Below are 24,674 nucleotides of genomic sequence, written 5' to 3'. Positions count from 1 at the left end.
ATGAAAATTTTATTTGTGTCACTTGGATGTGACAAGAACAGAGTTGACACCGAGGTAATGCTGGGTATGTTATCCGGCCGCGGTTACAGCTTTACTGATGATGAAGAAGAAGCAGAAGCAGCAGTGGTCAACACTTGCTGCTTTATCAATGATGCCAAGGAAGAGAGCATCAACACTATTTTAGAGCTTTCTGAGCGCAGGAAATCTGGCCAGTTAAAGGCTCTTATTGTTACAGGTTGTCTTGGACAGCGCTATCAGGAGGAAATCCAGAAGGAGATACCTGAGGTAGACGAAATCCTTGGCATATCATCTACTGACAAGATAATAACTGCGTTAGATGAGACAATAGAGAGAAATAAGCTCTTTTCTCACAAGAATTATTTTGATGATCTTAATAAAAAGCCTGTTGGTGGCCTTAAGAGAGTGATCACAACAGGTGGTCTATATAATTATCTGAAAATCGCTGAGGGCTGTGATAAACACTGCTCTTATTGTATTATCCCAAAGGTAAGAGGCTCATACAGAAGTGTTCCTATGGAACAGCTTATTGCTGACGCAAAGAATCTTGCAGCTGCAGGAGTAACAGAACTGCTCCTTGTTGCCCAGGAGACTACCCTTTATGGAACTGATCTTTATGGAGAGAAGAAGCTTCCTGAGCTATTGCACAAGCTCTGTGAGATAGAAGGCTTTAGATGGATCAGGATTTTATATTGTTACCCTGAGGAAATTACAGAAGAGATAATTCAGGCTATCAAGTCTGAACCTAAGGTATGTCATTACCTTGATATTCCTATTCAGTCTGGTTCTGACAGAATCCTTAAGAAGATGGGAAGACGCACTAATAATGCTGAGATCAGAGCTCTTGTAAAGCATCTTAGAGAGGAAATTCCAGACATTTGTCTTAGAACTACTCTTATAAGCGGATTCCCAGGAGAAACTGCAGAAGATCACAACGAGACAATGGCTCTTGTAAGGGACCTTAGATTTGACAGGCTTGGAGTATTTACTTATTCACAGGAGGAGGATACTCCGGCTGCTGTAATGCCAGATCAGGTATCAGAAAGGGTCAAGAATACCAGACGCAACAAACTGATGCGTCTTCAGCAGGAGATAGCTTTTGACAATGCAAAGGCTATGGTAGGCAAGGTTGTAGATGCTGTAATTGAAGGCAGAATCACTGATGCAGATGATGATGAAGGCTTTTCTTACGTTGCCAGAACCTACAAGGATGCACCTGATATCGATGGATATGTCTTTGTGACTGGTGTAAAGAGAGAACTGATAACAGGGGACTATATCAAGGTTAGAATTACAGGCTCAAATGAATATGATCTGATTGGGGAGGAAGAGACATGAATTTACCAAACAAGCTGACAGTACTTAGAGTTATTTTGATTCCATTTTTCGTGGCATTTTTATTGTTATCTCCAGGAAACGATACCTTTAAGTGGGTTGCTCTAGCGATTTTCGTAATTGCCAGCCTTACAGATATGGCTGATGGCAAGATTGCCAGAAAATACAACCTTATTACTGATTTTGGTAAGTTTATGGATCCTTTGGCAGATAAACTGCTTGTATGCAGTGCCATGATCTGCCTTATAGACCTAGGTAAGATTCCTTCATGGATAGTAGTTATCATTATTGCAAGAGAGTTCATTATAAGCGGCTTCAGGCTTGTTGCTGCTGATAATGGAAGAGTCATTGCAGCAAGTTACTGGGGCAAGTTTAAGACCACATTCCAGATGATCATGGTTATTCTCATGATCGCAGGTCTTGGAGATATTATTCCTTATTATGATCTTCTTACACAGATCATCATGTGGATCGCTCTTGCTCTGACAATAATCTCACTTGTTGATTACATCGTAAAAAACAAGGACGTAATGAGCGGAGACATGTAACGATATTAGGACTGAGTAAATGCAATTTCGTGCTTGCACGAATAATTGCATTTATGAAAGGATGTATATCGCGTATAAGAAACAATTGTAGTAGTAGAAATTAGAGAGTTATATGAGTAAAGATTTAGAAAAAGAAATAATCAAAGAAAACGAGGTTAACGACGAGAGAAAGATTCGTTACGACGAGTCAGGACTAGATGAGAGAATTATAAGAGCTGTTTCAGAGATGGGATTTGAATATATGTCTCCTATCCAGAAGGCAGCTATTCCTGTAATGATACAGGGTAAGGATATTATAGGACAGGCGCAGACAGGAACTGGTAAGACAGCTGCTTTTGGTATTCCACTTCTTCATCAGGTGGATCCAAATAACAAGCACCTTCAGGCAGTAGTTCTTTGTCCTACAAGAGAGCTTGCAATGCAGGCTGCAGATGATATTAGAGATTTTGCCAAGTATATGTTTGGAATCAAGGTTCTTCCTGTTTATGGAGGCCAGGATATTTCAAGACAGATCAGGGCTCTTTCTAATGGTGTTCAGATTGTGGTTGGAACTCCAGGAAGAGTTATGGACCATATGCGCAGACATACCATGAAGATGAAGGATGTTAAGGTCCTTGTTCTTGATGAAGCAGATGAAATGCTTGATATGGGCTTTAGAGAGGATATTGAGACAATCCTTCAGGGAATGCCGCAGGAGAGACAGACAGCTCTGTTTTCTGCTACAATGCCAGAACCAATCCTTAAGATCACCAAGACTTATCAGAAGAGCGATGCTGAATATATCAAGATGACTCCCAAGGAGATTACTGTAGCAGCTATCGAGCAGGCATATTACAGAGTTCCACAGAAGATGAAGGAAGAGGTCCTCATCAGACTTATGGATTTCTACAATCCTTCAAGATCACTTATTTTCTGCAATACCAAGAAAATGGTAGATCAGCTTGCTGAGAACCTTAAGGGGAAGGGATACCTTGCGGATGGACTTCACGGAGACCTTTCCCAGAACCAGAGAGATACTGTAATGAATCTCTTTAGAAACGGAAGGATCAATATCCTTATTGCTACAGATGTGGCAGCAAGAGGAATTGATGTAAGCGGCGTAGAAGCTGTATTTAACTACGATATCCCAGAAGATATTGAATACTATGTACACAGGATCGGGCGTACAGGAAGAGCCGGCAGAAGCGGCATGAGCTTTACTCTTGTAGGCGGAAGAGAGATGTACAAGCTTCGTGAGATCGAGAAGGTTTGCCATACCAAGATTGAGGAGCGTCATGTTCCAAAGGCCAAAGAGATAACAAGAGTTAAGTCTCAGAAGGTTTTTGCAGAAGTTATAGATATTATCGAGAATAGTGATATAGCGCAGGCACTTGAGTTTGTAAATCAGAAGATTGAAGAGGGCGAGTATACTGCAGAGCAGCTTGCAGCCGGATTTATGAAACTTAAGATGGGCGCAGATCTAGAGGATCTTGTTCTTTTTGAAAAGAGTGACAGAAGCCGCAGAGACTTTAAAACTCGCGGCGAGAGAGATAGAGATGGCAGGGGCGGCAGAGGCCGTGGTGAGAGAAGCCGCGACGGAAGACGTTCTGACAGAGATGGCCGCGGTGAGAGAAAGCGCGATGGAAGACGTTCTGATAAAGATGGACGTAGCCGTGATGGAAGACGCTCTGACAAGGAAGGCCGCAGCCGTGATGGAAAGCGCTATGACAAGGATAGTCGTGGCAGAGACAACAAATCTTTTGACAAGAAGGAGCGTAGCGAGGAATTTCCAAAGCCACGCAAGAAGCAAAAGCCTTTAAATGACTCTGACGGATTTACAAGGAGCACAGGACTTGATGAGAGTCTTATTGCCAGCATAAAGGCTGACAGAGATAAGACTACATCTACTACAGGCAAGTCAGGCACAGCCGGTACTGAGTCCAAGAGATATGAGAGAAAGTCAGAAAAAAAGAGTGACGGATTTGAAAATGTAGGACGCATTAACATCAAAGGGGAAGGTTCTACAAAGTCATGGTATATGGAAGATACCTCTAAAAAGGGCAAGAAAGAGAATAAAGATACAGATACCATGAATGTTTCAAAATCTGAGAAAAAGGCCATGAAAGCTGAAAACAAAAAGCGAAGCCTTGATTACCTTTCAGACGTTAGCAATTTTGTTATGGAGAGCTTTGGCAAGCGTGGCAAAAAGGGGGAATAAATGGCTGATAGAAACAGTTTAAGAGCGAAAATCAATCGTTTTAGAGCTAAGGTATTTAACATGGTTAGTACCGGCGTGATTGATGAGCCTATAAACCGTTTTTATGATTGGATCAGCATAATAGCCCTTCTTTTAAATCTTGCAGCAGTTTTTGCAATAACATTTGATTACATGGAGGAGCACTATAAAGGGCTCCTCCTTGCTATTGAAGCTGTTACAACATTTTTCTTTGCAGTTGACTATGTGCTACGAGTATTTAGTGCTAATGAACTGTATCCTAAACTATCACCGGGCAAATCTTCAATCAGATATGCATTGTCTTTGGCCGGAATTATCGATCTTTTATCATTTTTGCCTTATTATCTTCCAGTGTTTTTCCCAGGAGGAGCTACAGTATTCAGGCTCTTTAGAATTGCAAGGATACTAAGGCTATTCAGGATCAATTCCTATTACGATCAACTAAATGTAATAACAGAGATCATTGTCAGTAAGAGTCAGCAGCTTCTTGCCTCTGTATTTATCATTTTTATTTTGATGCTGGCATCTAGCCTTTGCATGTACAGTGTTGAGCACGACGCACAGCCAGATGTTTTCCAGAACGCTTTTTCTGGAATATGGTGGTCTGCGTCAACTCTTTTGACTGTAGGATATGGTGATATCTATCCAGTTACTATAATGGGTAAGATTCTGGGAATTATCATAAGCTTTTTGGGTGTTGGCATGGTTGCTATTCCTACTGGTATCATCAGTGCAGGCTTTGTTGAACAGTACCAGAAGCTTAAGACTGTGGGTGACTTTGCTGAGGAAGAAAACATTCATTTTATCAGGATCAGATTGTCTCAAAAAGATTCCTGGACAGGAAAAAAGATAGTTGATATCGGTATACCCAAGGATGTTATGATTGTTGCAATTCAGAGGGGAAATGAGACTATTATTCCAAGAGGTCAGACGGTGCTTGAAAATGGCGACATTCTGGTAATGTGCGCGGAGAAAATCAAGGATATTTCTCCTATTGATCTTAAGGAAATAACTATAAATGAAGGCCATTCCTGGAATGGCGTAGCAATTAAAGATCTGGATATTTCAAGGCAGAGCTATATCTTCATGATACGGAGAAAAGGTAAGGCCCTTGTTCCTAAGGGAAATATAGTTATAAAGGCTGGCGATATAGTTCTTTTATATGGCAAGCATAAATATATTTGAGGAAGTAACATGTTTGAACTAACAACTAAGAAAAAGATATTAAACGAAACAGAATTATTTGTCCTTGATATGGATGGAACTTTTTATCTGGACAACGATATACTAGATGGCGCTTTGGACTTTCTTGAAAGCGTCAAAAATGCAGGTAAGGACTTTATATTTTTTACTAATAATTCGTCCACTTCGCCTGCGCTTTACATAGAAAAATTAAAGAGGATGAACTGCCACATAAATAGGGATAAGATCATGACTTCCGGGGATGTTATGATAAGGTTTCTTGATACAAATTACAAGGGCAAAAGTGTATATCTTCTTGGGACACCGGCCCTTGAAGAGAGTTTTGAGGAAGCAGGAATAAATCTCTTTAAACCGGAAGTATCAGAAAATGATGGCTTTGTTCCCTGCGATACAGCTAATATTCCGGATATTGTGGTCGTTGGCTTTGATAAGACCTTGACCTATGAGAAACTTACAAATGCCTGCACGTATATCAGAAATGGGGCCTTATTCCTGGCAACCCATCTTGATATTAACTGCCCTATGAAGGGAGGCTTTATCCCTGACTGTGGTGCAATGTGCGCAGCTATAACTCTTTCTACAGGAAAAGAGCCTAAGTATGTAGGAAAACCTTTTAAGGAAACTGTAGATATGGTGGCGTCTTTTACTGGAGTAGCAAAAGAAAAGATAACCTTTGTGGGAGACCGTCTGTACACTGATGTTGCGACTGGTGTAAAAAATGGAGCAAAGGGAGTTCTAGTCCTTACAGGAGAAGCTACAGTAAGAGACATAGAAACCTCTGATGTTAAGCCTGATGCAGTATTTGAAGGCATAAAGGAAATGGGAGAGATTCTTTGCACTTTGTAATGACTTTATGCCATCTATATCAAAATGTGCGAAATTTGACATAAATATTGAAAAAATGGTACAGGCTAGTTAAAGCCCTAGACTTATCATTTCTGAGTTAATTATAATGATTTGTGAATGTGTAGAATGATATATTACCGACATTATGCCAAGGAGGAAATCACAATGAAAATTGCTTTGATCAATGAAAATAGCCAGGCTGCCAAGAACGAGATGATCTATGGTGCTCTTAAAAAGGTTGCTGACAAGCACGGCTTTGAAGTATTTAACTACGGTATGTATTCAGCTGATGACAAGGCTCAGCTTACATACGTTCAGAACGGTATTCTTGCATGCGTTCTTCTTAACTCAGGTGCAGTAGATTACGTTATCACAGGTTGCGGAACAGGTGAGGGTGCAATGCTTGCCTGCAACAGTTTCCCAGGAGTTATCTGCGGACATGTAACAGATCCGCTTGATGCTTACACATTTGCTCAGATCAACGATGGTAACGCTATTTCTATGAATTTCGCTCTTAAGTCAGGATGGGGCGCAGAGCTTAATCTTGAGTATACTTTTGAGAAGCTCTTCTCAGAGGAATCTGGACAGGGCTATCCAAGAGAGAGAGCAGTACCAGAGCAGAGAAATAAGAAAATCCTTGATGAAGTCAAGAAGGTTACATACAACCAGGATGTTGTAGCTATCCTTAAGAACCTTGACAGAGATCTTGTGAAGGGAGCACTTTCTGGAGAGCATTTCCTTGAGTACTTTGATGCAAATGCTAAGGACGAAAACATCAAGGCTGCAGTTCACGAAATTTTAGCATAAACCTTATGCTATTAGGTATGTAAGTACTGATATATTATTGTAAAGATATAGTCACCACGCGGATTTTTAATATCTGGCGTGGTGATTTTTTCTTTGTACTAGCCTAGATAAATCAAAGGCTTTATGATATACTTTTTCTTGTGTTGTGTGGGGCATAGGTAGTTAGTTAAACAAGATTATAAGGGATATTTGTTTTAAAATGGGTTATAGAAGTAAAGATAAGACAATCAATGTGTCATCTGGTAAAAGCAGAAGACGCTCTAATAGAAAAATTAATATCAGGATGATTGCAGCTCTTTCTGGCGCAGTAGTAATTGGTGTTGCAGCAATCTATGTAGTATATTCCAGCCTTCCATTTGTTAAGGTCAGTAAGGCTATAGCAGCGGGAAACAGATATTCAGAGAATGCAGAATATGACGCTGCAATAAACTCCTATTCTGAGGCTATTGAAATAGATTCGGGTTCAGTTACAGCTTACAACAATATGGCTAGTGCATACCTTAGTATTGATGATACAGAATCAGCCAAGAAAGTTTTGTACGATGGCTGGCAGAATACTGAAAATGAAGCTCTTCTTGGCAATTATCTGACTGTCATTATGAATGATGCAGTTAATTCAATGAATAAGGGAGAAGGCAATATAGATACAGTGCTTTCTGTTCTTGAGGTTCTTGAGCAGGATAACACTAATGCAGATGCTATTGAACTTTTATCAGCGGCCTATGACAGATGCTTTAGCGCATATACAGGTGATCCCAATGGCTTGTTTAGAAATGGAGATGAGAATGGATGCTCTTTTGCCAAATATTCTGATCTTCTAAGTCGTATGATAACTGTATATGAAAATACACCATCTGAGGAACTAAAGGCTCTTATACTTAAATATGCGATTCCTGTAGCTGATTCTTTTACCATAAATTACGAAGATGCTGTTTCGTATAAGGCTATTTTAGAAAGAGTAAGAGAAGCGGTTGCTACGAGCGATGAAATAGATTCTGCGATTGCCTGCCTTGTAAATGCTGAGGGCGTACAGGAGATATTTGCTGATATTTTCACTCAGCTTGATGTTGGAAATGTTGATGAGTTGAGAGATTTTGTAGTTTCTGAGAAGTATCTATCTCTCAGGGATGTTTTCCTTAACAATATTGAAACTCCCCAGGAGAACACAACCTATGTTGCTATCAGTAGGGAAGCCATTATTTTAAATAAAAATGATGGTAAGTTCAGCTATAGATTTTTAAACTTTGAAGAGAACCCGCAGACTAAGGGCGTTATCACTCTTTGGGCCAATTACTTTGAGGATGATGGGGTTCAGAGATGCTCAATCTCCTATGAACCAGAAAGCGTAAATGGTAATCCTTATCCTCATACTAAATATTCAGTAACTTACCTTAAGAGCTATACAAACTCTGGCAAGAATACCAAGGTTGCCAAGATGAATTACAGACTCTGCACAGAGATTACTGATGAAAATGGTGAAATTGATGAGACAATCATTGGTGACTGGGGCGGAGACAATGAGTATGTGATGGATATTGATACTATTGAATCAAGAATAAAAGCATAAGTGCTATAATAGGACTAGTATATTTGCAAGACGAATGTACTAGTTCTTTTATTACTACGAGGGATTTATGAGCGAACCAAAATGCATAATTATCTCAGCAGGCTCTTTTACACCGCTTGAGATTTCTATAAACGAAGAAGACTTTGTGATTGCCTGTGATGCAGGCTTTATGTATGCCCAGCAGATGGGAATACTTCCTGATCTTATTGTTGGAGACTTTGACTCTGCTTCTGAGGCTGGTCCAATACTCATGAGAAGTATTCAGGAAATAGCAGAAAATGACCCTGACAGGATTGTTAAGCTTGATGTAAGAAAAGATGATACGGATACGATTAAAGCTGTCAAAATAGGGCTTTCAAAGGGCTATAGGAAGTTTTATTTTTATGGAGCTCTTGGGGGAAAGAGATTTGACCATACTATGGCCAATATACAGACTCTTTTATTTGTTAAGCATAATGGCGGCAAGGGCTATATTTTTGACTCAGGGAAAATGCTCATGATAGCTGAAAATGAGACCATAAACTTTAACCGTGGGAATACCGGGTATTTATCTGTTTTTTCACTTTCTGAGGTATCTAAAGGAGTGACACTAAAAGGCCTTATGTATACTCTGGAAGATGGGGAACTTAGAAGCGATTTTCCTCTTGGAGTCAGCAATGAGTTTATAATAGATGAAGAAGCTGTTGTTACTGTAAAGGACGGCACGTTACTTATTTCCTGTGAATTTTGATGACAGATAATTGCCATATTATGGGCTATAAGCTTATTATTGGGGGTATATCATGGATAATCAAAAGATTGTAAGTAAATTATCCCGTGTGGGAATCTTAGGAAATGTTCTACTTGCTGCATTTAAGCTATTTGCAGGTATCTTTGGAAGATCAGGCGCCATGGTGTCTGATGCTGTTCATTCTTTGTCAGATGTATTTGCGACATTAATTGCATATGTGGGAGTTAAGCTTGCCCAGAGAAAAGAGGACGAGCTTCATCCATATGGCCATGAGAGGCTTGAATGCGTTGCTTCTCTGGCTCTTGGACTTATTCTTGCCGGAACTGGTTTTGGAATTGGATATAGCGGAGTCAGAAAGATACTCTTTGAACGTGCAACACTTGTGGTTCCTACATTGTTACCATTAATAGCAGCGGTAGTTTCTATTGTGGTAAAAGAGGCTATGTTCTGGTATACCATGTTCTATGCCAAAAGGCTTGATTCTGCCGCTTTTAAAGCTGATGCATGGCATCACAGATCTGATGCCATTTCATCTGTCGGATCATTTATCGGTATCGGCATGGCAAAACTTGGTTTTCCAATCATGGATCCAATTGCCAGTCTTATCATCTGCGTTCTTATTTTAAAAGTTGCTCTTGATATCATCAAGGAAGCTATAGATAAAATGCTTGATACATCATGCAGCACTGACTTTGAGAACGATGTAAGGGATTTTATTGCAAGGCAGCCTGGAGTTGTAGGCATAGATCTTTTACATACCAGACAGTTTGGAAACAGGATATATGTTGATCTTGAAATATCTGTTGATCGTAATATCTCCCTGATTGAAGCTCACGAGATAGCAGAAAAGGTTCATGACGGAGTTGAGCAGAATTTCAGTAACGTTAAACATGTGATGATCCATGTTAATCCAAGCGATTATGATCCCAAGAATGAAGTGGTCAATGGGGATGACCTGATCTGATCCTAAAACATGGAGGAAAATGTGTATGAAGTTTTTGGGGAAAATTAAAAGCATTTTTAAAGAAGTGGTTAATGAGCACAGATATTCGTTTGGGGCATTTATGCTGTCAATGATCCTATGGGCAATTACAGCAGGGGACAATCCAGCTGGTGACGTGCTTTATTCCATCTTCGATTTTTTGAAAACCATAGAATGGCTTCTTCTTTCTGTTTCTTTTGGACTATTGTTATGCGAGTCCATTCATCTATACAAGAAGGATACTGATTCTTCTTATAATCCCAAATCTAAAAAAGTACTGGGCTTAAGAATTGTGATCATTGCAACAACTTTTCTTTCAGCCCTTCAGTTTAGAATTCTCGATGAATATATACCTGAAAGTTTTTTTAAAGTTGGCTATGAAGATTTAATTCTTGATCTGTCCAGAAATATTCTGTTCTTTGTTGGGATTGCAGTAATTGGACTTACTATATATTTCTTTTACAAAAGAAGCGGGGAATACTCTGAAACTTACGTTGCCAAGGCTTTTTGCGGATTTATGAAAGCAGAGCTTGTGTATGGCATTATCGCTCTTGGAGCCCTTTTGATAATATGGGCTTTCGATACCCTTATCTTTGATACTTTTTTTATGGACCTGACACTTAGAGTAGAAATACTTTTACTTGGACTTGTCGAGTTTCCATGCGCGGTTGTGGGGCTTTCTAAAACAGAAGGAGAAATCTCCAAGTTTGGAAGAATTGTTTTATCCTACATATTTACCGGAATAATCGCAGCTGCTTTTGTTATCATTTATGTTTATATCATAAAGATTTTTGTTACATGGACATTTCCATCAAATGAAGTATTTCCAATACTTACAGCGCTTTTTGTCTGCGGCCTTTTTGCCTGGACAATGGCCTTTGGATGCTGCGATGAAGGAATAAAAAGAGCTATTTCCATATTGCCATTTCTTTTTATCCCATTTATTATTCTTCAGATAATGTGCCTGCATATGCGAGTTAGGGATTATGGCCTTACTTCCAGCAGATACTTTGGAATCGTTGTAATAGTTTTTGAAATTATATATTTTGTAATTTATACTCTTAGATTCATCAGGAAAAAAGACTACATTTATACTCTTATTTTTATAGTGATCGCAGGGGCTTTTATAGTTCTTTTTATGCCAGGGATAAATGTTTACAGCGCTGTTACAATGTCTCAAAAGGGGAAAATCATAGCTTATCTTGAACGAGGCAGTAATACGTCAGATGCTATTAAGAAAGATGCCCATGAAGCCTATAAGGTACTTGATAGAGAGGGCGGCTTTTCGGGAAGGCTATTTATTGATAACAAGCTGTCTAAAGATCAGATGAGCGACCTTACAAATAATGATTATCACGATGATGCAGAGAGAACCTACATAAACGTATACAATGATATGTACAGTGTAGATGTTACGGGCTTTACAAGGCTTAGCATCGTTGAAACTGATCTTACTGACTGGGCTGGAATCACTTATATTGATAATATTCCTATATATCTTAGGGATGATGAGTCAGAGCCCGTAGATTACGTTGATTTTTGCGACATAGTAGATACTCTTAGAGAGTATAAAAAGAGAAATGTAGGCCAGACAGAAAAAGAAAAGGTTATCCAGAAGAAAATCACCACAAAAAATGGGAAGACACTGGTGCTTACCAAAGTAAACATTTTCGGTTTTACAGAAAATGGCGAAATGGATATCAGAAGCTTTGAAATCAGAGGCTATCTTCTTGAATAAATTAACTTTTTGTTAAATGCTTGTCATACCCATAGCTATTGAGATATACTATGCAAGGACGAAAGTTCATTTTAATAATAGTTATTTAACCAGAGCAGGATATGCTCTGAACAGAAAATGGAGGATATATATAATGAGAGGTTCTAAACCAACAGTTCTTTTGATTCTTGATGGATATGGACTTAATGATAACCCAGAGGGAAATGCTATTGCTATGGCTAAGACTCCTGTAATGGATGGACTTATGAAGGATTATCCTTTTGTTAAGGGATACGCTTCAGGACTTGCAGTTGGTCTTCCTGATGGACAGATGGGTAACTCAGAGGTTGGCCATATGAACATGGGCGCTGGCCGTATTGTTTACCAGGAACTTACAAGAATTACAAAGTCTATCGAGGATGGAGACTTCTTTACAAACGAGGGACTTCTTGCTGCAATCAATAACTGCAAAGAGAAGAATTCAGCTCTTCACCTTTATGGTCTTGTATCTGACGGTGGTGTACACAGCCACATTACACATATCTATGGCCTTTTAGAGCTTGCCAAGAAGAATGGCCTTGATAAGGTATTTGTTCACTGCTTCCTTGATGGTAGAGATACTCCACCAGAGAGCGGAATTGATTTTGTTCAGCAGCTTGAGGACAAGATGAAGGAACTTGGCGTTGGAGCCATCGCTTCAATTTCTGGCCGTTACTATGCTATGGATAGAGATAACAACTATGACCGTGTTGAGATTGCTTACAATGCACTTAGAAATGGTGAGGGCAACAAGGCTGATTCAGCACATCAGTGCATGGTTGACAGCTACAAGAATGGCAAGACTGATGAGTTCGTTGTTCCTACAGTTATCATGAAGAATGGTGCTCCTGTAGCAACAATCAAGGATGGAGATTCAATCATTTTCTATAACTTCCGTCCTGACAGAGCAAGAGAGATCACACATTGCTTCTGTGATGATGAGTTTGATAAGTTTAACAGAGGCGCAAGACCAGACGTTACATATGTTTGCTTTACAGACTATGATCCACTTATTCCTAACAAAGAGGTTGCCTTCAAGAAGGTTCTTCTTAACAACACCTTTGGTGAGTGGCTTGCAGCTAAGGGTATGAAGCAGGCTAGAATCGCTGAGACAGAGAAATATGCTCATGTTACATTCTTCTTTAATGGTGGTGTTGAGCAGCCAAACGAGGGCGAGGACAGAGTACTTGTAAACAGCCCTAAGGATGTTGCTACATACGACCTTAAGCCTCAGATGAGCGCTCCAGAGGTTTGCGAGAAGATTGTTAATGCAATCAACTCTCAGAAATATGATGTTATCATTGCTAACTTTGCAAACCCAGATATGGTTGGACATACAGGCGTTATCCCTGCTGCAGTACAGGCTATCGAGGTTGTTGATGAGTGCGTTGGCAAGGTAGTAGATGCTGTTAAGGCTCAGAACGGAACAATGTTTATCTGCGCTGACCACGGCAACGCTGATATGATGATCGATTATGAGACAGGGGAGCCTTGGACAGCTCATACTACAAATCCTGTTCCATTTATCCTTGTTAACTATGATCCAGCTTACACACTCAAAGAGGGTGGATGCCTTGCTGATATCATTCCTACACTTATCGAGTGCATGGGTGAGGAGCAGCCTGCTGAGATGACTGGTAAGTCACTTCTTATCAAGAAATAAGACTTTTAGAAATAGCTTTAAATTCACGCATTATCGGCTTTTATGAATTGACTTTTGATGCGTAAATGTGGTATTGTAGTAGTTGCTTGTAATTCGCAATTTGCATTAAGAAACAATACTATATGTGTTTTGGGAGGTTATACTAAGTGAGCGTTTTAAGTTATGTTGTTGGTGTAGTATTTATGCTGGTTTGTGCCGCTCTCGTAGTTCTTGTACTTGCTCAGGAGGGCAAGAATCAGGGACTTGGAGCTATCCAGGGAACAGTTGAGAATACATATTGGGGCAAGAACAAGGGCCGTTCAAGAGAAGGCGTTCTTAAGAAGGTAACAATCGTTCTTTCAGTTTTATTTGTAGTTGTTGCTATCGTTCTTAATATGAACATTCTTTAATCTGTTTATTTGAATCTGTTTAGATTTTAAGGCACTCCGTAGTGAGTGCCTTTCTTTTTCTTTAGTAATAAGTGAGGTTTTATGAGTAAAGGTAAGAGCCTTAAAAGGATGAATGAAAGCTTTTTAGGCAAAAAGAATAATAGAGAAATGGTAGTTGGCACATTTATTGCTAATGCCAGAGGCTTTGGTTTTGTAGAAGTCGAGGGAAGAGATGAAGATATCTTTATTCCTGAAGAGTATGTTCACGGAGCATTTCATTCTGATACTGTAGAGGTGGAACTATTGCCTGAATCTACAGGCAAGAGAACAGAAGGCCGCATCAGGAACATCCTTGTAAGAGGTATGGATGAAGTTGTAGGAACCTATCAGGGCGAGAAGAATTTTGGCTTTGTCATTCCAGATAATGGCAGACTTGGAAGTGATATTTTTATCCCAATCGAGCATCATGGCAAGGCTGTTACAGGTGATAAGGTAGTTGTTAAGATCACCGACTATGGCAATGCTCTTGAGAGGAAGAAACCTGAAGGCAAGGTAAAAGAGGTAATTGGAAATATCAATGATCCTGGCGTTGATATCATGTCGATTGTAAAGGGTTATGATATACCAAGCGAGTTCCCTGAAAGAGTAATGAATCAGGCAAATAGATGCCCTGACCAGATTTCAGAGGCTGATATGTATGGAAGAGAGGATCTTCGCTCGCTTCAGATGGTTACAATAGATGGCGAAGATGCCAAGGATCTTGATGATGCTGTAAGTCTTTCTATAGATGAAAAGGGACTTTATCACTTGGGAGTACATATTGCAGATGTTACCAATTATGTACAGGAGAATTCAGCGCTTGACAGAGAGGCCCTTAAGAGAGGCACATCAGTTTATCTTGTAGACAGAGTTATTCCTATGCTCCCACACAGACTATCAAATGGAATCTGCTCCCTTAATCACGGAGAGGACAGGCTTGCTCTTAGCTGCCTTATGACTTTTGATAAGAGCGGATCGCTTGTTGATCACAACATTGTTGAATCCGTGATCAATGTAGATGAGCGTATGTCCTATACATCTGTTGCCAAGATACTAGAGGATGAAGACCAGGAAGAGTGTGAGAAGTACGAAGCGCTCGTTCCCATGTTTAAAGATATGGCGGCTTTGTCAGCTCTTTTACGAAAGAAAAGAGAAGATAAGGGAGCTATAGACTTTGATTTCCCTGAGACCAAGATAATACTTGATGAGGCTGGAAATCCTATAGACATACAGCCTCGCCAGAGAAATGTAGCTACCAAGCTGATTGAGGACTTTATGTTGGCAGCTAATGAGACTGTTGCAGAGCATTTTTATTACATGCAAAGTCCTTTTGTATATCGTATCCATGAACAGCCTGATCCAGAGAAGATTGGCACTTTGTCAGCTTTTGTATCTGGCCTTGGACATCACATTAGAGTTAAGAGAGATGACGGTGTAAGACCTAAAGAAATCCAGAAGCTTCTAAAGGAAGTAGAGGGAAGCAAGGAAGAGCCTGTTATCTGCAGGATGGCACTTCGCAGTATGATGCAGGCCAAGTATAGCACAGAGTGCACGGGGCATTTTGGTCTTGCATTTGACTACTATTGTCATTTTACTTCTCCTATAAGAAGATACCCTGACCTTCAGATTCACAGAATCATAAAGGATCATTTAAGGGGCAGAATGAATGCTGAGAAGGCAGCTCATTACGTAGAAATCCTTGATGAAGTTGCCAAGCACTCCTCTGAAACTGAGAGAAGAGCAGAGGAAGCTGAGAGGGAAACAGACAAACTCAAGAAGGCTCAGTATATGGAAAACCATATTGGTGAGCGCTTTGAAGGCATAGTATCAGGAGTTACAGCCTGGGGACTATTTGTTGAACTTGAAAATTCCTGCGAAGGCATGATCAGAGCAGCTTCTATGAATGATGATTTCTACGTTTATGATGAGAATCATATGAAGCTTGTAGGTGAGAGTACCCACAAGGAATATTGCCTTGGACAGAAGGTTATGATAAAGGTCTTAGGAGCAGACAGGATAACCAGAACAATAGACTTTAGAATTGTAGATGAGAATGAATCTGAGGACTCTCTAGATGAGTATGGCTATGATCCTGACGATTTTGTAGTCTATTCAGAAGCAAGGAAGGTTGCTGAGAATAGAGCAAACAAGATCAGAAAGGTCATCGAGAGGTCTAAAGATGAAGCTGATGACGCTGACAATTCTCTACATAAAGAAGCCAGCTTTGGCATAAAGGGCAAGAGTAAGAAAGATAAAAAGCCTGCTGATAAGAAGGGCAAGAAGAGTAAGAAAAAGGAACAAGAGGGACGTATTGTAGAATACAATGGTGAGCTGATTGATCTAAGTCAGTATGAGCCAGATCCTATAACAGGAGATCTTCAGCCCAAACATAGAGGTAAGAAACACTTACCTGCAACTGGCAAGGCAATTGGCGGCAGGAAAAGAGCCAAGGACAAGGTTGATAGGGATAAGTCTAAGAAAGATAAGTCTTCATCAGGGCGTAAGGTCTACAAGGTCCACAAGTACAAGAAGTCTGCTACCAGTAAGGCTGCAAGAAGCGCTCAGGGCAAGGGTAAGCGCAGGAAATAATAGAAATACCAATACTACAGAAAAGTTTAGGGGCTATATAAAATGGCAGAAGATAAGGCTAGAAAGCTAGTAGCGAATAATAAAAAAGCATATCATGATTACTTTATCGAAGAGAAATACGAGGCTGGTATAGAACTCTTTGGAACAGAAGTTAAGTCTATTCGTCAGGGTAAATGCTCAATAAAAGAGGCCTGGATCAGCATTGATAAGGGCGAAGCTTTTATTATGGGCATGAATGTAAGTCCTTATGAAAAAGGTAATATTTTTAATAAGGATCCTCTTAGGGTAAAGAAGCTTCTTTTGCACAAGGCTGAGATCAGAAAGCTTGAACAGCAGAAGATGGTTCAGGGTTATACACTTGTTCCGCTTGAAGTGTATTTTAAAAATGGCAGAGTAAAAGTTGAAGTAGGCCTTGCAAAAGGTAAAAAGCTCTATGACAAGCGCGCTGATATGGCCAAAAAAGATCAGCAGAGAGAAGCACTTAGAGATTATAAAGTAAGTCTTAGATAAATTAAATTATTATTAAGGATTGCTCTAAATTGAATTTTTAGCCATCGTAAGCGGTATAATATAAAGCGTAAAAATTACTGATAATGCGATAATTTTTTATGCGGAGGCTTACGATGGCTAAAAAAATAAGTGAAGGTAATAAAAACAACAGTGCACAGATAGCTTTTAAGGACAGCATTAAGACAAAACTTATTGGCATAATGCTTCTTGTTGCGGTAGTACCTCTTCTTGTAGCTATAATTGTCAGCTATAACACATCTACCAGCAAGGCACTTAAGGATGCACAGGCGTCTCAGGAATGGCAGGCAAGATATATTTTGAGTATGTTTGATAAGGTCATAGAGACAAACCTGAACACTATTAATGCCATTGCAACGAACCCTACGGTAGTTCAGTATGCTTTGGGGGAAGCAGGCATTCCTTATGATGCAGTTCAGCAAACTCTGTATCAGTATGACCTGGTTATGAATGATGGTCAGAATACCGCGGTGACTGATACAACTGGTATGCAGATAGCAAGGGGAACAGGCGACTTTGTAAGTGTCGCAGAGAGAGAATATTTCCAGGAGGCTATTAAAGGCAATACTTTCATTTCAAATATAACGATCAGTAAAACTACTGGACGTAGAATGGTTACCTTTGCAGTGCCTTTAAGGTTCAATGATCAGATTATTGGTGTAGTACACAGAAACTATGATCTTGGAAATCTGCATGAACTTCTTGCTGCGCAGGCTGAAAATGCCTTTGTAGTTGATAGAACAGGTATGGTTGCAGCTCATTCCCAGTATGAAATTGCAGAAGGTGTCCATGATGAAGTAGACGTTTCAACTTCAGAGTTTTATACATCAGGCCAGGAAAAAGGATTTTATAAAAATGCTTCCAAGTTTGGAACAAACTACATGGCATATGTAAAAGAACCGAAATCAGGTTTTGTAGTTGTTACAGCACAGAGCGCTGAGTCAATTATGGATTCAGCTAGGCAGGCAGCTATGATAGTAATAGTTGTAGGTATTATCCTTGTAGTCATTGCCATTGTTATCTCATTCATGATGGCAAAGAGCTTTACAGAACCAATCAAAGCTCTTAATGAAACCTTTACAGCCCTTGCTGATGGTAGATTCTTAAAGGTTGAAAAGTTTGATGCCCGCAAAGACGAGCTTGGAGCTATTTCTAAAGCAACAAATTCAGTTATTGATACTCTTGATAATATTGTTAATAATATAAAAGAATCTGCAAAGAGCGTAGGAAGCTCATCTGAAGAGCTTTCTGATATGGCAAATCAGATTTCACAGACAGCAGAAGACGTTTCTAATGCGGTTCAGGAAATTGCATCAGGAGCTACTCAGCAGGCTGATGAAATTCAGAACGCATCAGAGAACGTTGGAAGGATTGGCGATGCTGTAGTAAATGTTCAGAATTCAACCGATGATCTTTCCGGCATTGCTCAGAAGATGAAAGAAGCATCTGAGATTTCAAGTAAATCCCTTGCTTCTCTTCAGGATTCCTCTACTGAGATGACAGCCAAGATTGAAGATATCTCTAGAACAATCGGAGCTACGCAGACTGCTGTTAATAATATCAATGAAAAGGTTGAAGGAATTACATCTATTGCTACACAGACCAACCTCCTTTCTCTTAATGCAAGTATTGAGGCTGCAAGAGCTGGTGAAGCCGGCAAGGGATTTGCAGTTGTTGCTGAAGAAATTGGTAAGCTTGCAGAAGATTCAAAGGCCATGGCTGATGATATCAAGAAAGAGATGGAATCACTTCTTGAACAGAGTGAAGCAGCAGTTCAGGCTGCAGAAGATGTCAAGCAGGGCAACAGTGATCAGCAGATTGCTCTTGGTGAAACTCTTGATGCGGTTAATGGAATGCTTGAAGATATTGGAAGCACTGTTGGCGGCGTACAGCTCATATCTGAAGGGGCTGAGACCTGTGACAGCTCCAAGAATGCTGTTGTTGACACTATGAGCGCTCTTTCAGCTATTTCAGAAGAAAATGCAGCTTCTTCAGAAGAAACCGGAGCTTCAATGCAGGAACTTTCAGCTACAGTTACAACTCTTGCTGGATCAGCTAATGCCCTCAAGGATATTGCTGAAAAGCTCAATGAAGAAATGAAGTTCTTTAAGAACTGAAATTGACTTTTTAGAATATGATGCTTTCCCTCCTCTTGGCATCAAAAGTGCCTTGAGGGGGGGATTCTTTTGAACAAAAAAGATAAAAACTAAACCATCAGGCTATTGATTATCTGCTTGGAAGTCGATATAATCATAGAGCAGTACAACTTAATAAGGGTTAGTAAAGGTTTCGACAGGGATTTTGAAGCTGGAGAAGCTATCCGTAGGACGGTGCGTCAAACCTCAAATTAAAATTAAACGCTAACGATAATTTAGCACTCGCTGCCTAAGTGCAGCCCGTCAGCCCAGGTGCACCTACACATCTGGTAACTGGCGTCAAACTTTGTAGGAAACGACATAGCTTAAGCTTTGCGGCTATGGTCGTATCATGAAGCTACCGACTAGTTTTGGTTGTCAATTTCCGGGGCTATGAGGGAACAGGAATGTAGAATTCCAGAATAATTGACTACGATAGTAGAAGGACAGGGGATGAGTTTTTGGACGCGGGTTCGACTCCCGCCTAATCCACTATATGCCATAAGGAGAGAGCTTTTTGCGGAGAATGCCTTATGACTTGATAAACCTGTAGGATGCAGATTGTGCATCTTACAGGTTCTTTTTTGTAGCACAAGACCGGCAAGCGAATGGATGCTTGCATACAAATTCATTTGCCGGTCGTAAGAACATGGAGCACTAAGTGCGGAATGTTCGTGTGCGAAATCGAGTAGGAGTCAGCCTACTCGATCCTAAAAAGCTTTAAAGACTTGCATCTTGCGATAATAGGATATAAACTTTAATATAGTTCAATTTATCAAATTAAAGTGAAAAAGTGAGGACTGAACTCATGGATGTGAGCAAGAAGAGGATTGTAGTCAAGGTTGGTACATCTACAATTACCAATGAAAGTGGAAATATAGATATTAGAGCTATCGATCATTTGTGCCGTGCTATTTCAGGTGTTGAGAATAAGGGCTATGATCTGGTGCTGGTTTCATCAGGGGCTATAGCCGTAGGTGCTAATAAAATGAGACTTGCCCAAAAGCCCAAAGAAATCAGGATGAAACAGGCGGCAGCTGCTGTGGGACAAACTGAACTCATGCATCTTTATGATAAACTATTTGGAGAATATAACAGGATGGTGGGACAGATACTTCTTGATAATGAAGATATAGCTGATCCTGTCCGCAGCCGGAATCTCAAGAACACATTTGATGCGCTTTTAGAAAATCACATTATTCCTATAGTCAATGAAAATGACTCTGTTAGCCACGCAGAGATTGAATCGGAGAAAAAGCTCTTTTCCGACAATGATATGCTATCTGCTTATGTTGCGGCATTTTGCGGGGCTAGTAAACTAGTTATCTTTTCAGATATTGACGGCCTTTATGATGGAAATCCTCAGACCAATCCTGACGCCCAGCTTATTAGCCGGGTAGAAGATATAACAGATGAGCTTAAATCAGTCGCTTCAGGTTCTGGCTCTAACAGAGGTACAGGTGGAATGATAACTAAGCTTGAGGCTGCAGAATATGCCACCAGAAAGGGCATAGATGTTCTTATAACCAATGGTAAAAAGCCTGAAATGCTGTATGACATTATAGAGAAAAAGAAAGTGGGCACATTATTTGTTGCCAAAGAATAAAAAAGCAATTTCCCGTATTCAATAAAAAGGCTATCGCGATAGACTTGTATAAAGTCATAATGCGATAGCCTTTCAAAATTCAAATAATATCAAACTCATGGATTCTCATGGAACTTGTCGTAAATCTCGGAAAGATATGTCTTAACAATCTGGATATTAGACATCTTGCGAAGATCTGCATTGCCCATAAGTACAGCAATTTCATCTGCCAAAAGAAGCATGTTATAGATCTTTAACTTAAACTCATCACGTGTAAGCTCATCGATGTTGATCTCCATAAGTGGAGCACCGAGTTTGAGAGTTACGTTCTCATCAGCAATACCTGTGAGCATTCCTCTGGTTTCAGGATCAAAGCTAACGTAGAGGATGAGCTTTTCTTTTTCGTGTTTCTTAAGAGTAAGAGCTGTCTGATGTGAAGTCTCCATCCATTCGTAAAGATCTGATTCGTCAGGGTTCATGAGATACTTTGTGAGCTCTTCCTTGTGTTTCTCAACGTACTGCATATATTTGCTGGCGTTAGGGCCTGTATACGCAAGTTCAACCTTAACACCGTTGTCTGACTTGACCAGTCTGCATTTTTCAGCAACTTCTCTAATCTTGAGTGATGTTTCTGTATTACCAATAACCTTAAAGGTACCGGTCTCTAATTCCTGTTTAAATTCCATTATTGTCTCCTTTAACTTGACAAAGTCTACTTCATAAAATCCGATGTAAGTATAGCACATAGACTCTAAAAATGGTATACTTATTAGAGTTTTGCAATGATCATAAAAGTTTCGCGGGGAGAAAATGGCAACAAGAAGTAGTAGGGGAAATACCAACAAGAAAAATACAAAGAGAACTTCAAAGGGAAGATCAGCTTCATCCAGTACCAGGAGAAGACCAATCCAGGAAGAGGAACTTGACTACTCTCTTAGAAGTGAGATTATTGTGATTGCTACAGCTTTTCTGGCAATCTTTCTTTTCTTATGCAATTTTGGAATCTGTGGAAGCCTTGGCGGGATGGTGAGTTCCGTTTTGTTCGGGCTTTTTGGATTTACAGCATATATTGCGCCGATAGTGGCTCTTTTGGCAGTTATAATAGGTATCGCTAATTTTGGATCCAATGCTTCCATTCGGAAGATTATTTCAGGTCTTGTTATATTTTTGATAATAGGAATGCTTGCTGATTTTATTGCAGGAAGACCTCAGAATGCTGAGAGTTACGACCTTGTCAGCATTTATAATCAGTCTAGCCTGGGAAGGAATGGCGGAGGCTTTTTTGCAGGCTCTTTGGCATATTTTTCATATAAGTATCTTTCACTAGTTGGAACGATGCTTCTTTTGCTTGTCCTTCTTATTTCTAGCCTTGTGGTGTTTACTCAGCATTCATTTGTAGGTGGCATTAAAAAGGGCGGAAGAAAGCTCATTGAAAAGACCAGGGAAGAAACTGAGAATTACAGGGAATACGCAGAGAAGAGACGTGAGAAGATGCAGGAGCGAAGAGCCCGCATAGAGGAAGAAAAGCGTCTTGCACTGGAACAGAAAGAGGACGAGAAGATTCTCCGTATGGAGAAAAAGGTTTCAGGAGTCATGATGGATACAGCGCTTAGTAAGGATGATGAGGAAGAAAATGACCATCATAAGCACTCTGATTTCGACCCTTCTACCAACAAAAATGTCTTTATTCCAGAAGATGAGATAAGCGATGATATTCATGAGATTGTGCTTAATAAGGGAATAGAAACAGACGTGGAGCCTGATGGCCAGCATGTACTTCGCACAGGCCCTGCTATTCATGGTATGGGGTACGACGATACAGATGAAGAAGATGAAGATGAAGATGAAGAAGAGTCTGAGTTTAACGACATTCATGAAGTTAGTGCTTCTAAACCTGTTCCACTTCCAGAGCCTCATGTTGTAGAGGAAGTTAAGACTCCTTCTATGCCAGAGAGACTCGTTGCAAGAGCAGGAAGTTATGAATTTGAGGAAGAGGACATACTTCCGGATGTTCCTGTTCATAGCGAGCATTTAGGAAATGGCATGAATGGCGATTATGTGATCCATGCTCAGGATCATGTATCAAGAAGCACCGACGCGGATTCTACTATTAACAATGCAAGGCCATCTAGTGTTTCATCTGTAGGGCCAGGTCCTCATACAACGAGTCCTGGTATGGAAAAAGAGATAGAAGCTCACAAAAAGGCTATCCCCAAGGAATATAAATTTCCACCAGTTAGTCTTTTGGAAAAGGGAACTAAAAATAAGAATGCAGATTCAGCAAGGACACTCAAAGAGACAGCACTTAAGCTTCAGGACATACTTAAGACCTTTGGAGTTAATGTTACTGTAACTGATATCAGTCAGGGACCAGCTGTAACAAGATTTGAACTTCAGCCTGAAGCGGGAGTGAGAGTCAACAAGATTGTTAATCTTGCAGACGATATCAAGATGAACCTTGCAGCAAGGGATATTAGAATTGAGGCTCCAATTCCTGGTAAGGCGGCTGTTGGTATTGAGGTCCCTAACAAAGAGAACCAGGCAGTTGCTCTTAGAGATCTCTTTGAATCAAGAGAATACAAGGAATTTGAATCAAAGCTTGCTTTTGCTGTGGGCAAAGATATAGCAGGCAAGACGGTTGTCACTGATATCGCCAAAATGCCGCACCTTCTCATAGCTGGAGCAACAGGATCCGGTAAGTCTGTATGCATCAATACGATCATCATGAGCCTTATTTATAAGGCCAAGCCTGAAGAAGTACAGATGATCATGATCGATCCTAAGATTGTTGAGCTTAGCGTTTACAATGGTATTCCTCACCTTATGATACCTGTTGTGACTGACCCTAAAAAGGCTGCAGCTGCGCTTAACTGGGCTGTTGCAGAGATGACTAACAGATATAAGAAGTTTGCAGATGCAGGAGTAAGAGACCTTAAGGGCTATAACAGGCTGGCTGCAGACAGTGATGATGACAGTATGCAGGTTATGCCTCAGATTGTTGTTATTGTAGACGAGCTTGCTGACCTTATGATGGTATCAGCCAATGAAGTTGAGGATGCTATCTGTAGACTGACTCAGCTTGCAAGAGCAGCTGGAATCCATCTTATTATTGCTACTCAGAGACCATCTGTTGATGTCATTACCGGACTTATCAAGGCGAATATGCCTAGCCGTGTTGCCTTTGCAGTTTCAAGTGGAGTAGACTCCAGAACTATCCTTGATATTAACGGAGCAGAAAAGCTTCTTGGAAAGGGAGATATGCTCTTTTATCCTCAGGGCTACACTAAGCCTGCAAGAGTGCAGGGCGCCTTTGTTTCAGACAAGGAAGTTCAGGCAGTTACTGACTTTTTAAGAAATCAGAAAATAGACACTTCGTACAATGACGATATAGAAAATCAGATAAATAGCATGCAGTCCATGGGCTCTGGTTCAGGAGGCTTTGGTTCAGAGCCTGATTCAGACAGAGATGAATTCTTTGTTCAGGCAGGATATCTTATTATTGAAAAAGAAAAAGCCTCAATAGGTATGCTTCAGAGAGCCTTTAAGATTGGCTTTAACAGAGCTGCCAGGATCATGGATCAGCTTTGCGATGCCGGAGTTGTAGGCGATGAAGAGGGTACGAAACCTCGTAAAGTCCTTATGAACAGGGTACAATTTGATGAATATTTAAATTCTCAGGCTGCTGGCTGATAATTTAGCCAAAATTTAGTCCCATCGTAGATAATCTCTATAAGAGATTTCTAATATATAGTTACAAAGT

General features: G+C 40.2%; 17 protein-coding genes, 1 other RNA gene and 1 pseudogene. 18 read left to right on the top strand and 1 reads right to left on the bottom strand.

All coding sequences use genetic code 11. From position 1 onward, the window contains the following. The 17 genes and pseudogenes from rimO (at nt 1) to proB (ending at nt 20,935) form a co-directional block, all read left to right on the top strand. Complete coding sequence (gene rimO / locus BLO53_RS08985; RefSeq protein ID WP_092060704.1) at nt 1-1,356, top strand: 30S ribosomal protein S12 methylthiotransferase RimO; 1,356 nt, start codon at nt 1-3, stop codon at nt 1,354-1,356. Next, a complete protein-coding gene (gene pgsA, locus BLO53_RS08980) occupies nt 1,353-1,901 on the top strand; it encodes a CDP-diacylglycerol--glycerol-3-phosphate 3-phosphatidyltransferase (RefSeq protein WP_026489814.1) in 549 nt (182 codons plus the stop codon). The genes rimO and pgsA overlap by 4 nt, the downstream gene beginning before the upstream one ends. Nucleotides 1,902-2,013: 112 nt before the next feature. Next, nucleotides 2,014-4,098: a DEAD/DEAH box helicase gene (locus tag BLO53_RS08975; RefSeq protein ID WP_092060702.1), complete on the top strand. Its 2,085-nt coding sequence runs from the start codon at nt 2,014-2,016 to the stop codon at nt 4,096-4,098. Then, nucleotides 4,099-5,301 carry an ion transporter gene (locus tag BLO53_RS19950; RefSeq protein WP_092060700.1) on the top strand — a complete coding sequence of 401 codons (1,203 nt, stop codon included), beginning with the start codon at nt 4,099-4,101 and terminating at the stop codon, nt 5,299-5,301. A gap of 9 nt (nt 5,302-5,310) precedes the next feature. Beyond that, nucleotides 5,311-6,165 carry an HAD-IIA family hydrolase gene (locus BLO53_RS08965; RefSeq protein WP_092060698.1) on the top strand — a complete coding sequence of 285 codons (855 nt, stop codon included), beginning with the start codon at nt 5,311-5,313 and terminating at the stop codon, nt 6,163-6,165. Between the two features lie 165 nt (nt 6,166-6,330). After that, complete coding sequence (locus tag BLO53_RS08960; protein WP_092060696.1) at nt 6,331-6,972, top strand: RpiB/LacA/LacB family sugar-phosphate isomerase; 642 nt, start codon at nt 6,331-6,333, stop codon at nt 6,970-6,972. Nucleotides 6,973-7,171: 199 nt separating this feature from the next. Then, nucleotides 7,172-8,539, top strand: a complete 1,368-nt coding sequence (locus BLO53_RS08955) for a tetratricopeptide repeat protein (protein WP_092060694.1) — start codon at nt 7,172-7,174, stop codon at nt 8,537-8,539. A 67-nt stretch (nt 8,540-8,606) separates the two neighbouring features. Then, nucleotides 8,607-9,269: a thiamine diphosphokinase gene (locus BLO53_RS08950; RefSeq protein WP_092060692.1), complete on the top strand. Its 663-nt coding sequence runs from the start codon at nt 8,607-8,609 to the stop codon at nt 9,267-9,269. 52 nt (nt 9,270-9,321) lie between these two features. After that, nucleotides 9,322-10,233, top strand: a complete 912-nt coding sequence (locus BLO53_RS08945) for a cation diffusion facilitator family transporter (protein WP_092060690.1) — start codon at nt 9,322-9,324, stop codon at nt 10,231-10,233. Nucleotides 10,234-10,258: 25 nt separating this feature from the next. Continuing rightward, nucleotides 10,259-11,989, top strand: coding sequence for a DUF4153 domain-containing protein (locus BLO53_RS08940; RefSeq protein ID WP_176757224.1), 1,731 nt, complete (start codon nt 10,259-10,261; stop codon nt 11,987-11,989). A 133-nt stretch (nt 11,990-12,122) separates the two neighbouring features. Then, on the top strand, nt 12,123-13,670 hold the full coding sequence (gene gpmI / locus BLO53_RS08935; RefSeq protein ID WP_092060685.1) for a 2,3-bisphosphoglycerate-independent phosphoglycerate mutase: 1,548 nt from the start codon (nt 12,123-12,125) through the stop codon (nt 13,668-13,670). 146 nt (nt 13,671-13,816) lie between these two features. Then, nucleotides 13,817-14,059: a preprotein translocase subunit SecG gene (gene secG / locus BLO53_RS08930; protein ID WP_026489821.1), complete on the top strand. Its 243-nt coding sequence runs from the start codon at nt 13,817-13,819 to the stop codon at nt 14,057-14,059. 81 nt (nt 14,060-14,140) lie between these two features. After that, nucleotides 14,141-16,144 (top strand): annotated as a pseudogene (rnr, locus tag BLO53_RS08925) (ribonuclease R); the annotation flags it as partial. A gap of 564 nt (nt 16,145-16,708) precedes the next feature. Further along, nucleotides 16,709-17,176, top strand: coding sequence for an SsrA-binding protein SmpB (gene smpB / locus BLO53_RS08920; RefSeq protein ID WP_026489822.1), 468 nt, complete (start codon nt 16,709-16,711; stop codon nt 17,174-17,176). A 113-nt stretch (nt 17,177-17,289) separates the two neighbouring features. Then, on the top strand, nt 17,290-19,311 hold the full coding sequence (locus BLO53_RS08915) for a methyl-accepting chemotaxis protein (protein WP_092060681.1): 2,022 nt from the start codon (nt 17,290-17,292) through the stop codon (nt 19,309-19,311). A 157-nt stretch (nt 19,312-19,468) separates the two neighbouring features. After that, nucleotides 19,469-19,824: a transfer-messenger RNA gene (gene ssrA / locus BLO53_RS08910) on the top strand. 313 nt (nt 19,825-20,137) lie between these two features. Continuing rightward, complete coding sequence (proB, locus tag BLO53_RS08905; RefSeq protein ID WP_092060679.1) at nt 20,138-20,935, top strand: glutamate 5-kinase; 798 nt, start codon at nt 20,138-20,140, stop codon at nt 20,933-20,935. Nucleotides 20,936-21,030: 95 nt separating this feature from the next. Here the strand turns inward: proB and BLO53_RS08900 are convergent, their stop codons facing one another. Continuing rightward, nucleotides 21,031-21,600 carry a hypothetical protein gene (locus BLO53_RS08900; protein WP_092060677.1) on the bottom strand — a complete coding sequence of 190 codons (570 nt, stop codon included), beginning with the start codon at nt 21,598-21,600 and terminating at the stop codon, nt 21,031-21,033. 124 nt (nt 21,601-21,724) lie between these two features. On the opposite strand from BLO53_RS08900, the gene BLO53_RS08895 reads away from it, so the two are divergent. Beyond that, nucleotides 21,725-24,604: a DNA translocase FtsK gene (locus BLO53_RS08895; RefSeq protein ID WP_092060675.1), complete on the top strand. Its 2,880-nt coding sequence runs from the start codon at nt 21,725-21,727 to the stop codon at nt 24,602-24,604. Nucleotides 24,605-24,674: the final 70 nt, after the last annotated feature.

The organism is Butyrivibrio sp. INlla14 (genome assembly GCF_900102515.1).
Lineage (GTDB): Bacteria > Bacillota > Clostridia > Lachnospirales > Lachnospiraceae > Butyrivibrio.
Note: the sequence above shows the minus strand (reverse complement) of the source record. Positions and strands in the feature narration are given on the sequence as shown.

Excerpts from the sequence above, each read along its gene's own strand:
- rimO (WP_092060704.1), top strand. The coding sequence starts at position 1 with ATGAAAATTTTATTTGTGTCACTTGGATGTGACAAGAACAGAGTTGAC.
- pgsA (WP_026489814.1), top strand. The coding sequence starts at position 1,353 with ATGAATTTACCAAACAAGCTGACAGTACTTAGAGTTATTTTGATTCCA.
- BLO53_RS08975 (WP_092060702.1), top strand. The coding sequence starts at position 2,014 with ATGAGTAAAGATTTAGAAAAAGAAATAATCAAAGAAAACGAGGTTAAC.
- BLO53_RS19950 (WP_092060700.1), top strand. The coding sequence starts at position 4,099 with ATGGCTGATAGAAACAGTTTAAGAGCGAAAATCAATCGTTTTAGAGCT.
- BLO53_RS08965 (WP_092060698.1), top strand. The coding sequence starts at position 5,311 with ATGTTTGAACTAACAACTAAGAAAAAGATATTAAACGAAACAGAATTA.
- BLO53_RS08960 (WP_092060696.1), top strand. The coding sequence starts at position 6,331 with ATGAAAATTGCTTTGATCAATGAAAATAGCCAGGCTGCCAAGAACGAG.
- BLO53_RS08955 (WP_092060694.1), top strand. The coding sequence starts at position 7,172 with ATGGGTTATAGAAGTAAAGATAAGACAATCAATGTGTCATCTGGTAAA.
- BLO53_RS08950 (WP_092060692.1), top strand. The coding sequence starts at position 8,607 with ATGAGCGAACCAAAATGCATAATTATCTCAGCAGGCTCTTTTACACCG.
- BLO53_RS08945 (WP_092060690.1), top strand. The coding sequence starts at position 9,322 with ATGGATAATCAAAAGATTGTAAGTAAATTATCCCGTGTGGGAATCTTA.
- BLO53_RS08940 (WP_176757224.1), top strand. The coding sequence starts at position 10,259 with ATGAAGTTTTTGGGGAAAATTAAAAGCATTTTTAAAGAAGTGGTTAAT.
- gpmI (WP_092060685.1), top strand. The coding sequence starts at position 12,123 with ATGAGAGGTTCTAAACCAACAGTTCTTTTGATTCTTGATGGATATGGA.
- smpB (WP_026489822.1), top strand. The coding sequence starts at position 16,709 with ATGGCAGAAGATAAGGCTAGAAAGCTAGTAGCGAATAATAAAAAAGCA.
- BLO53_RS08915 (WP_092060681.1), top strand. The coding sequence starts at position 17,290 with ATGGCTAAAAAAATAAGTGAAGGTAATAAAAACAACAGTGCACAGATA.
- proB (WP_092060679.1), top strand. The coding sequence starts at position 20,138 with ATGGATGTGAGCAAGAAGAGGATTGTAGTCAAGGTTGGTACATCTACA.
- BLO53_RS08900 (WP_092060677.1), bottom strand. The coding sequence starts at position 21,600 with ATGGAATTTAAACAGGAATTAGAGACCGGTACCTTTAAGGTTATTGGT.
- BLO53_RS08895 (WP_092060675.1), top strand. The coding sequence starts at position 21,725 with ATGGCAACAAGAAGTAGTAGGGGAAATACCAACAAGAAAAATACAAAG.